This is a genomic window from Paenibacillus sp. Marseille-Q9583 (genome assembly GCF_976954365.1).
Window position 1 is genome coordinate 1 of sequence record NZ_CDRJTB010000113.1, and the last position, 10,281, is coordinate 10,281.

General features: G+C 36.3%; 10 protein-coding genes and 1 pseudogene. 10 read left to right on the top strand and 1 reads right to left on the bottom strand.

Translation table 11 applies throughout. The features are described 5' to 3' along the window. Positions 1-69 precede the first annotated feature (69 nt). The 10 genes and pseudogenes from ACWNM1_RS29245 to ACWNM1_RS29290 all read left to right on the top strand — a co-directional run bounded on the left by ACWNM1_RS29245 (position 70) and on the right by ACWNM1_RS29290 (position 9,099). Positions 70-1,395, top strand: coding sequence for a glycosyltransferase (locus tag ACWNM1_RS29245; protein ID WP_449603737.1), 1,326 nt, complete (start codon positions 70-72; stop codon positions 1,393-1,395). 45 nt (positions 1,396-1,440) lie between these two features. Then, the gene (locus tag ACWNM1_RS29250; protein WP_449603738.1) at positions 1,441-2,541 is read left to right on the top strand and encodes an acyltransferase; all 1,101 of its coding nucleotides are present in this window, start codon (positions 1,441-1,443) and stop codon (positions 2,539-2,541) included. Positions 2,542-2,545: 4 nt separating this feature from the next. After that, positions 2,546-3,682, top strand: coding sequence for a glycoside hydrolase family 18 protein (locus tag ACWNM1_RS29255; RefSeq protein ID WP_449603746.1), 1,137 nt, complete (start codon positions 2,546-2,548; stop codon positions 3,680-3,682). Positions 3,683-4,040: 358 nt separating this feature from the next. Continuing rightward, positions 4,041-4,415: a hypothetical protein gene (locus tag ACWNM1_RS29260; RefSeq protein ID WP_449603739.1), complete on the top strand. Its 375-nt coding sequence runs from the start codon at positions 4,041-4,043 to the stop codon at positions 4,413-4,415. A 172-nt stretch (positions 4,416-4,587) separates the two neighbouring features. Next, the gene (locus ACWNM1_RS29265) at positions 4,588-6,228 is read left to right on the top strand and encodes an alkaline phosphatase (protein WP_449603740.1); all 1,641 of its coding nucleotides are present in this window, start codon (positions 4,588-4,590) and stop codon (positions 6,226-6,228) included. Between the two features lie 297 nt (positions 6,229-6,525). Continuing rightward, positions 6,526-6,755 (top strand): annotated as a pseudogene (locus ACWNM1_RS29270) (FMN-dependent NADH-azoreductase); the annotation flags it as partial. A 48-nt stretch (positions 6,756-6,803) separates the two neighbouring features. Then, positions 6,804-7,424 (top strand): DsbA family protein, encoded by a 621-nt coding sequence (locus tag ACWNM1_RS29275; RefSeq protein ID WP_449603741.1) that lies wholly within the window; start codon positions 6,804-6,806, stop codon positions 7,422-7,424. A gap of 128 nt (positions 7,425-7,552) precedes the next feature. Then, on the top strand, positions 7,553-8,374 hold the full coding sequence (locus tag ACWNM1_RS29280) for a cytoplasmic protein (protein ID WP_449603742.1): 822 nt from the start codon (positions 7,553-7,555) through the stop codon (positions 8,372-8,374). A 4-nt stretch (positions 8,375-8,378) separates the two neighbouring features. After that, the gene (locus ACWNM1_RS29285; RefSeq protein ID WP_449603743.1) at positions 8,379-8,777 is read left to right on the top strand and encodes a nuclear transport factor 2 family protein; all 399 of its coding nucleotides are present in this window, start codon (positions 8,379-8,381) and stop codon (positions 8,775-8,777) included. 154 nt (positions 8,778-8,931) lie between these two features. Then, complete coding sequence (locus ACWNM1_RS29290) at positions 8,932-9,099, top strand: hypothetical protein (RefSeq protein ID WP_449603744.1); 168 nt, start codon at positions 8,932-8,934, stop codon at positions 9,097-9,099. Between the two features lie 55 nt (positions 9,100-9,154). Here ACWNM1_RS29290 and ACWNM1_RS29295 read toward each other — a convergent pair whose 3' ends face one another. Further along, positions 9,155-10,198: a DUF418 domain-containing protein gene (locus ACWNM1_RS29295; protein ID WP_449603745.1), complete on the bottom strand. Its 1,044-nt coding sequence runs from the start codon at positions 10,196-10,198 to the stop codon at positions 9,155-9,157. Positions 10,199-10,281: the final 83 nt, after the last annotated feature.

A 10,281-nucleotide genomic window follows, 5' to 3' on the forward strand; every position in this document is an offset into this window, starting at 1 on the left:
ATTAACTGTCTGGAGAACAGTTCAATTCATAGAATCATAAGCTTTAAATAGATAAAGAGGAGTGAGGAGATGCAATACTTTTTTTATTTGTCAACCTTCATTTTTATTGGGTTTCAAATTCTTTACACAGTCATCCCTTTGTTTTTCAGTAAAGTCAAAAAGTTGAATAATGATTGTGATGAAAAATCGATCTCCGTTTTAGTTCCTGCTTATAACGAGGAGCTCACCATTAAGAATTGCATAGATGCAATGGAGGGCCTAAATTACAGTAACTATGAAGTCATTATTATTAATGATGGTTCGAAGGATCAGACGTTTCAAAAATTAAATGAGCTTTTGGACTTATCAATCAGTGAGAGAGAAGCAGAGGGCAAGCTTACATACGGCGCTATTAAAGGGATTTATCATTCGGAGAAATATGAAAAAATATTTGTAATAGATAAATTCAACGGCGGAAAGGCAGATTCTCTCAACGCCGGCATCGATTGTGCGAATTCTGATATTGTTATTACGCTGGATGCGGATAGCATGCTGGAAATAAACTCGCTTAAATATGTAAATCAATATTTTCAAGATGATAAGATCATCGCTTTAGGTGGGACTGTGAAGATCGTACAGGGTGCTGAGAAAAGAAATGGAGTTATCCAAGATAAGTTTACTGGTAAAGGGATTATAAAAAGCCAAGTTATCAGTTACATCCATGGATTTTATGTTAGAAAACTAACACAATCCGTTTTCAATTCAATCGTCGTTATTTCAGGCGCATTTGGTGCCTTTTATAAGAGTATATTGGTGGACGTTAACGGGTTTAGAAGTACTGTAGGCGAGGATATTGATATTACTTTAAAAATTCACGAGTTTATTAAAGCGAATAACTTGAATAAGAAGCTCGTCTACGCGCCAGAAGCTGTATGCTACACGGAATGCCCAGAAAACTTAAGTAACTTTTATAAACAAAGAATACGCTGGCAAAAAGCATTTGTAGATTGTATATTAATCTATTGGTCCAAATTATCACGAAAGTTTAGCGTTGGCGTCAGTCTCTTTTTTGCTATAGATGGTTTTATCCTAGGTACATTAACAGCATTTACAAGCGTTTTTTATCTTATACAATCGCTCTTTCTGGGTACCAATTTATTTCAGGCCATTATTCTCTTGTTGTCTGTTATCGTCATTAATGCGCTGCAAATCGGGATTTCACTCTATTTATGCAAAAAATATGGCAGCAATTATTCAGTTAAAGATTATATTCGGATGTTTGTGTTTAGCCAAGTTGAATTACTAACCTATCGAAATCTGCTGCTTTATATGAATATCGTAGGCACGTTTAAATATTTTGATAATGACGAGGGCTGGGGATTCGTTGAGAGAAAAGGGGTTTCAAGTATCAGCTAGTCTCCTAACTGTAGCTATTAACAAACTACCCATCCGGAGGTACTTATGAATCATATATTGAACGATAAACGAATTATTTTTATAGATGTATTACGAATAATGGCCATCGTTGCCGTCATCATTCTGCACTACACTGCAGACTTGCTTACAAGGACAAATGATTTCAATACAACATCTTGGTGGATTAGCAACTTTTTCAATTCGATATCCAGATTTGCTGTGCCCGTGTTCTTTATGATAAGCGGTGCGATGATCCTTAGAGTGGAAGTGAAATCATATCGGCAGTTTTATATTAAAAAAGTACTTCCTTTAATCATTTCCTTAGTTAGCTGGTCACTCATTTATGCCGTTTACACCCAATATTTCATTCAAAAAAGCAGCATGGGCGTTTATGATTTTTTCATTCATTTTTCGTATGGTTTGATCTTTGATAAGAATTATATACATTTATGGTTTCTATACGCGATTATTGCGATCTATATAACAGTTCCTTTAATTAGTAAACTTGTAAAAGTGTGCAGTGAAAAGGATTTAAAATATTATCTGCTGATATGGTTCTTGATAAGTGTGGTTTATAAATTCATCTCTGATCTTGTATTCAGATTGACCTCCGAATATATCAATATTCCTATTACCAATATCCCTTTGTTCATGGGTTATTTAGGATATTTTATCCTGGGATATTATCTCTTTAACTATACGATATCGATGAAAGCCAAAAATCTTTTCTTTAATTTAGGCATTATATCCTTTTTTGTAACGCCATTAGCGACCTATTTTTCTTCCTTGTACAGTGGTGTGCTAGATGAAATGTTCTATGGAAACTATTCACTCACGACATTTTTTATGGCTATTGGAACGTTTATCTATTTTAAAGAAAAAGAAACCGCCATTAGCGAGAAGTTAAATTACAAAGTCAAAAAAATAATTAGCTCCATTTCCAAAGCTAGCTTTAGTATCTACTTAATTCACTTGTTGATTGAAATATTGGTATCCAGAAGAGCAGAAATACAAGCTACTCTACTCCAATCTATAGGCAACCTTACTTTTAATGTCATTATTATATTCTTAATCAGCTATTTCACGGTTAAAGTCTTAAATCTAAATAGATACATTACACATGTCTTATTTGGGGGAAGAAGTTAACATGATGAAAATAAGTGTATATACAAAAATCTTCATAGCTATATTAGCTATAGGCATGGGAATTTACTATTACAATCTCAATGATTCAGACAAAAAAATAACCTCCGTGTACATACCGTTATGGAAAGACTTTAAAGATCTTAATCTCCATGACAAAAACATTGATATCGCTATTCTTGCCTTTGCCAAAATTGATAAAACGAATGTGTATTTTGATCTGGACCCTGCTAAAAATGAGATCATTAAAGAAAATATAAAGAAACTGCAAGCAAATAATAAAAAAACGAGTTTCATACTTGGAGTTGGCGGCTATAAAGCGGACGGATTCTCCGATGCTTCATTGGATGGAAACCGGTACAACTTTACTGAGAGTATGATCGCAATGGTTAAGGATTTAGATTTAGATGGGATCGATATAGACTGGGAATATCCAGCTTTTGATTCATGGAATACGACTAAAGCCCGACCTGAGGATACCAAGAACTTTACTAGTCTAATGAAGGAACTTGATGAAAAATTGGATAGACTCCCGCGTAAAAATAAAAATTACTATTTAACCTTTGCAGCAGGGAATGAAGAGTGGTTCTTCAAAAACGTTGAGGTCAAAGAAGTAGAAAAGTATGTGGATTTCATTAATGTCATGAGCTATGACTTAACGGGAGCTTGGTCAGATACGACAGGGTATAATTCGAATTTATTTATAGATAAGAATAAAAAGAGTAAAACCAGCGTGGATCGTATTATTCGTATGTATTTAGATCGTGATGTTGATCCGAACAAGCTTCTCTTAGGTATTCCAGCTTATTCCTACGGATGGGAGAATGTTAAAAGTAATGCGAATAAGGACGCTTCATTTTCATTGGGTAAACCTATTAATATCGACAAAGTAGATTTAAGCTACAAGACGATAAAAGAAACATATATGGACCAAGATGGATTTAAACGATACTTTGACGATACAGCGAAGACGGCCTATTTATATGATGGTGATACTTTTATTACGTATGAAGATAAAGAAGCCTTGCAGGCAAAAGTTAAATATATCAAAGATAAAAAACTGGCTGGTGTCATGGTGTGGGAGTATTCTCAAGACTCCGAAGAAGGCATAGTAAAATATTTATCTGATAATCTGAACAAGTAGCTAGAAGAGGAATAGTCTGAAGAGGCTTATTCCTCTTTTTTTTGTCTTCATTAGTTTATCCTAAAGCTGATTTGATGGCCGAACACAAAAAGGTGAAAGAAGGTAACTTGTCATTATCCATTCACTAATAACCATATAAGGGAGAATCAAATGATGAAAAAAAGAAGACTCGCAACTAATTCGAAATCTATTTACATTAGGTCGTCTGCTAACATATCCGTGACTTGAAACGGTTATTTACGATAATATCACCGCAGGGAAATCTGAAAAACAAACAATTGTACAGCTGTATTTGTCTTGTACCATTCTTTGAAGTTAGTAATAAACTATATCAATCTCAGAAAAGGAGTTGATTTAGTTGGCTAACAGTGATATACGTCTTACGCTTTGGTCTGGTACTAATTTTACCGATCGTCGGATTCAGTTCAGACGTGGAGGAGTTGCGGTTCGTGATCTTGGAGCGTTTCGCTTCAACAACGTTCTCTCGAGTTTCCGTCTCAGAAATGTTGTGCAGAGCTCTCAAGTAACGCTTGTACTATTCTCGCGAATTAACTTTCAGGGATCGTTCCGTGTGTTTCGCGGCAGCCAAAACGTAGCGAACTTGAATAATTTTAACTTTAATAATGTTACATCTTCGTTTATTTTGGTAGGCCGTGATCTTACAAGCTCCGAAATTTCCCGAATTCAAAGCACTGGCAGAGCCCCTCGTGATATCCTCGTAATAAGACAATAATAATGTAAGGGGTGCCCCTAGGGCGCCCTTTTTTTGCCATTATCAGTAGCACAGGTCAAGTCAAAATATGCATAGAATTTAATATATAAAAAGAGAATAGGTGCTGCTCCCGCAAACAATCCTCCTTTAAACTAGAAACGTACTTAACAAAATCTGCTAGAGGAGGATTCAAATGCGCAAAAAGGTTATGGGGAGAATTTGCAGTACAGTTATGGTTTGCAGTCTGCTTGCAGCAGGCAACGGAACGACCTACGCCAGTGGCGCCAATAACTCTGATGCTCCTACAAACAAATCGGTCAAGAACGTAATTCTGTTTATTACGGATGGGATGAGCTTATCCGATGTGAACTTGGCCAGATGGTATCAGGGAGGACAGGCGCTTGCAATGGATAAGTATTTCAGCGGGCTGGTCAGAACTTATTCTACGGATTCACTTACCACAGATTCCGCTGCGGGAGCTACGGCTTATGCCACAGGCTATAAGGTTAAGAGTGAGACGGTATCCATACTGCCCGACCGAATCACGATGCCGTTCGTGGACGCAGTTATGCCAGAGGATGTGAACAAACCTCTGCTTACGATTATGGATGCAGCGAGAATGGCAGGGAAAAGTACAGGAACGGTATTTACTTGTGAATTAACGGATGCGACACCGGCTACATTTTTAAGTCATGCATACACGCGTGACAATGCGCAGTCAATTGCAGAACAGATGGTCTACAGTGGTGTAGATGTTCTTCTTGGGGGTGGGTCCGGGTATTTGGTACCCGGCAAAGAAGACATTAACCGTAAGGACGGAGAAGATTTAACCAAAATCCTGAAATCAAACGGGTATGAATATGTAACGGATAAAGCAGGTTTAATGAATTCAAAAACGAATAAAATCTGGGGTCTGTTCAACTCTGAAGCACTGGATGCTGATTTTGACCTGAACCCGCAAAAGCAACCAAGCCTTGCTGAAATGACAAAAGTTGCTGTAGAGAAGTTGTCACAGAACGAGAAAGGTTTTATTCTGATGGTCGAAGCAAGTCAGATTGACTGGTATGGTCATGATAACGATCCGGTGGGGATTATGAGTGAGACATTAGCGTTTGATAAAGCTTTCAAAGCCGCTGTAGAATTTGCAGAAAAAGACGGAAATACAGCAGTCTTGTCCGTTTCGGATCATGCTACTGGCGGGCTCAATATGACGAACTATGATTCCACCAAAGACCTAGTTTCCGTAATGAAGAAAGCGAAGCATACCAGTTATTACATTGAAGGCAGTATTAATGAGAACAATTTTAAAAATATCCTTGCGGATAATTATGGACTTAGTGATCTAACCAAAGAAGAAGCGGATCAAGTCAGATTAGGAATGAAAGATAACCTTTCGCCGGTCATCGGTAAAATTTTAGGGGATAAAATTGGCGTAACCTTTTCTACGGACGATCACACATCGGAGGAAGTTGGATTGTTCGCCTACCATCCGGCTAATTATAAACCGACCGATTTCGTGAACAGCGGTGTAATCCAGAATACGGATGTGAATAAGTATATTCAAGAAGTAACCGGACTAAATCTGGCTGAACTTCAGGATACGCTGTACGTATCCACTGATAAATTCAAGGTCAAAGGAGCTACGATCACCCTAGACAAGACCGATAAGACGAATCCGGTGGTTGTAGTGAAAAAAGCAGGTCAAGTTCTCAAGCTGCCTATTGATAAAAACATCGCCATTCTGGATGGCAAAACAACGAAACTCAATGTGCTAACGGTAATGATTAAGGATAAAGTGTGGGTTTCGCAGGATGCCGTAGACTTGATTCTCTGATTATTAAAGTTCATGGTATGATTCTTCGTCGAAAAGTTAAAGCGCTTAAACCCAAAACCCCTTTTTTATGAGGGGTTTTTTGGGTTGGGAAAAGAAATTTCGACTTGAATTGGAATCAGGAAAGTGAGTGATCGTGAAAATCTCCCCGCGGGAGGCTTTTGAACACTTATACCAAGGAAGTACATCTGAAGGTTTTTAGATTGAGCCCAATAATAGGAAGTTAATTTTTTCGTTAATAAGAATTGACTTTCACACTACCTGTAACTACAATAGTTACAGGTAGTAGTAACAGTACCTGTTACAGATAAAAAAGCACTTCATATTCAAGCACCTGGTGCTTTCTACTCTGAAGGTCCAGCTGAAGAACTAGAGAGGGGGTAACTCCATTTTTAGGTAATGATGAATTTTTTTGGCGTCCCTTCTTTTGAAGCAATAGATGTTGAAGGGCATAATAAGGCGCTGAAAAAGCACAATAGATTAAAGAAGATGCAATTCTACGAACTAAAAAGTTAGCAGAGAATTTCTAAGTAACAGCGAGACTGCTTAATAATAAAAAATAAAGGTAGGCGTTTTTAATGGAGACAAATCAAGACACTCTTATATATATATGGGATGCATATTGTGGATGGTGCTATGGATTTTCAGAAAGTATTAAAGGTTTTTACAAAAATCACCCTGAAATTCCGTTAACTGTTTTATCCGGAGGATTATTTTTAGATAATCTGCCAATAAAAAAATTCTCATATATATCAGAAGGTAATAAAAGAATTAATCAACTTACTGGTGCGGAATTTGGTCCTTCATATCAGGCGTTGTTGTCAGAAGGTACTTTTACAATGAATTCAAAGGATGCTGCAATTGGCTTTTCAGCTTTACGTTCATTAGCACCGAACCGTTTATTAGAATTTACTTTTGCCATGCAAAAAGCGTTTTATTATAATGGAAAAAGTCTGAGTGACCCTGAAACATATCGTAAGATAGCTATTGATCATCATTTGGATCCTGAACAAGTACTAGAGCGACTAAAATCTCAAGAAACTATAATAGATGTTCAAAATGATTTCAACACGGTTCAACAACTTGGTATAAATAGCTACCCCTCTTTACTTCTACACAAGGATAACCAATTAATTACTATTGGTGGCGGAGTAATGACGTCGGATAAAATTGAAGCACGTTTTAAAGATTGTTATTAAGGATTTAAATTTAAGGTATAAAACATTTATCAAAATGTAATAATTTTATGGAAGTTTTATAACTCATTTCCAATTAATAAAACTACATTGCTTATTAAATAGCTTCACCAAAAAGGAGATAAAATTCTATGTTTAAAACAATCGAAATAAATCAAAATGATGTGAAATTGACGATATTTAGTTCTGAAGAAAAAAGTTTTATGGTGACTGCAACCTTAGTTGAAAAAGCAGGACATGCATTCTTAATAAATGCGAAATTTACTCAATCCGATTCGAAAGAAATTGTTGATTACCTAAATGAAAATAACTTATCTTTAGATAAAATTTTTATTATTCATGGAGATCCGGACTACTATTTTGGGTTAGAAAGTATTAAAGCAGCGTATCCAGAGTCCATTGCGTATGCCACAGAATCTACTGTTGAACATATTGTTCATTCTGTCTTAGGTAAATTAAAAGTTTGGAAAGATACACTCGGAGAAAACGCGCCAAGTAATGTTGTATTGCCTCAAGTATTTGCAGAAAAAACTATTGAGTTTCAAGGTTTAACATTTGAACTTGTAGGTTTAGATAATTACAGAACTAGCTTATTTAACAGAGAATTGAAATTATTGATTGGTGGCATTGAAATATTCAACGAAATACATGTTTTCTTAGCAGATACTAGCTCAAAAGAAGCAATGGAAGCTTGGATTGAGAACTTGAAAGTGTTACAAGGGTTAAATGCTAACATAATCGTACCAAGCCATGGTTCAATAGAAAAATCCTTAGATAATCAAGCCCTTATTGCAACTATCAATTATCTAAAAACTGCAATTAAAGCTTCTGAAGAAAGTATAACTTCTACGGATTTTGTGGCAAAGCTTGAAGCAGCATATCCAGGCTATGCAAATAAAGGAGTATTAGAATTAAGTGCAAAAGTTGTAACGAAAGAAATTCCTTGGGGGTAATGTTATGAATAAATACCAAAAATTATTACATGAAACGTATGTATTAACCGGTGAAGGAAAATTGGATGCCTTCAAAATGTATTTAAGTGATAATGTATCTTGGACAGAAGCTGCTGGATTTCCTTATGCGGGTACTTATGTAGGTCCAGATGAAGTAGTGAAAAATGTACATGAACGCCTTGGAACCGAATGGGATGGCTATTCTGCAAAAGATGAAATCTATGCGTTTAATAATCACACTGTTATCGTCTACGGACAATATAGTGGGACGTATAAAGCAACAGGAAAATCATTTCTAGCAGACTTTTGCCATCTATATGAATTTGATGAGAATGATAAGGTTAATAAATTTATTCAAATCGTGGACAGCGCAACTGTCAATAATGCATTAATTTCAAATTAGTTGTTTGTAACTTAACTTGTATACGGGGTAACGGCAGGATAACCGCATTTCCCTGACGATACCCCTTCGCTATCAAGCTAAGGTTTTACACTACCCATAAAGCAAAAAAACGTTATCCTTTCTATAGAATTTTTGGAAAGGATGGCGTTTCTTTATGAATCTTTCGATTCTTGACGAATTTCAGGTAAAGATGCACGCTGCAACTGAGGATAAAGATATCACGATGAGACAAATTCATCGAACATGCGGTTCAACCGTTGGTGTGAACAGAGCGATAAGATTGACCACGAAGCTGTTAAAAGTGGATGAAAACGATGCGTAATTGGAAAAATGAGATCATCAACTACCATCGCTGCCCAAGTTAGCGAGAGTTTTTATCATTTTGTAGTTTGTTTTGTTCCATAGGTCATCAAGCGCCAAAGCTTTTCTAAGGGTCCCATGGAAAAGAACTTGAACCAGATGGTACTAAAAATGATTTGAATAATATAAATCAGAACTGCGATGTAGAGAATATCTTTTGGTGAAACGACTTCGAGACCTATCATTGAAATGATTGCCGTACCTATAATGCTTTGAGCTACATAATTTGTAAATGCCATTTGACCCACCCGTGATATCGGTGTCAGGAATTTCACCATTTGTTTGTTTTCTAATAGTAGAAATAATGTTGTTAAGTAAAACAAAGTGGTTGGAAGTGATCCTAAGCCCGTAACTGAATCTACATTGCTGCTCCCGCTTTGAGAAGCGTTCCAAATCCATAATGAGAAACCAACAAACATAAGAAATGATGCCATTTGAATCCATCTAATTGGTTTTGATAATTCTTGTATCTGTGTCAGCCAACCTGACTTTGCAGTTGAAAAACCAGCTAAAAACATAATAAAGATTTGCAAAGCGTCATTAGAAAAAATATCAAGGATAGATGAGATTGCCCCTTGAGAGGGTGAAAATATTTTTACCACCAAGGAAATGATATAAATAGATGTCATACCCATAAGCCACTTTTTAAGTGTAGAAACCGTTGTGTGATAAAAAGGGATCAGAAACAATCCGATAATAGCGTATACGGGCAGAATGGTTCCCCAAAAGATAAATACATGAATGATCCCCAGTAGCAAGAGGATTAGTAAACGTCTAGCCATACGTTTTCTTGGTTGATCTCCCCGGCTTTCAGCTCTGGAGGCGAAAATGTACAGGCCTACTCCAAATAGGAATGAAAAAATAGAAAAAAACTTTTTTTGTACAAAGATAATTATCAAAGTATGGATGATGCCATTAATGCCACTATAGTCTGGCAAGGGATCTCCTTCCATAATAAGTTTAAAGCCGCCAACATTTATAAGCAAAATGCCAAAAAGAGCAAGTCCGCGAATGATGTCGAGTGAAATGATTTTTTCTTTTTGTGAAATCGAGGGATTCATTAATAGTTCTCCTTTGAAAATAGTTTCATTTGCTTAGAAGTCAGTATAAGTGGAGAACCTTACATTAAATTGATGCCAACATT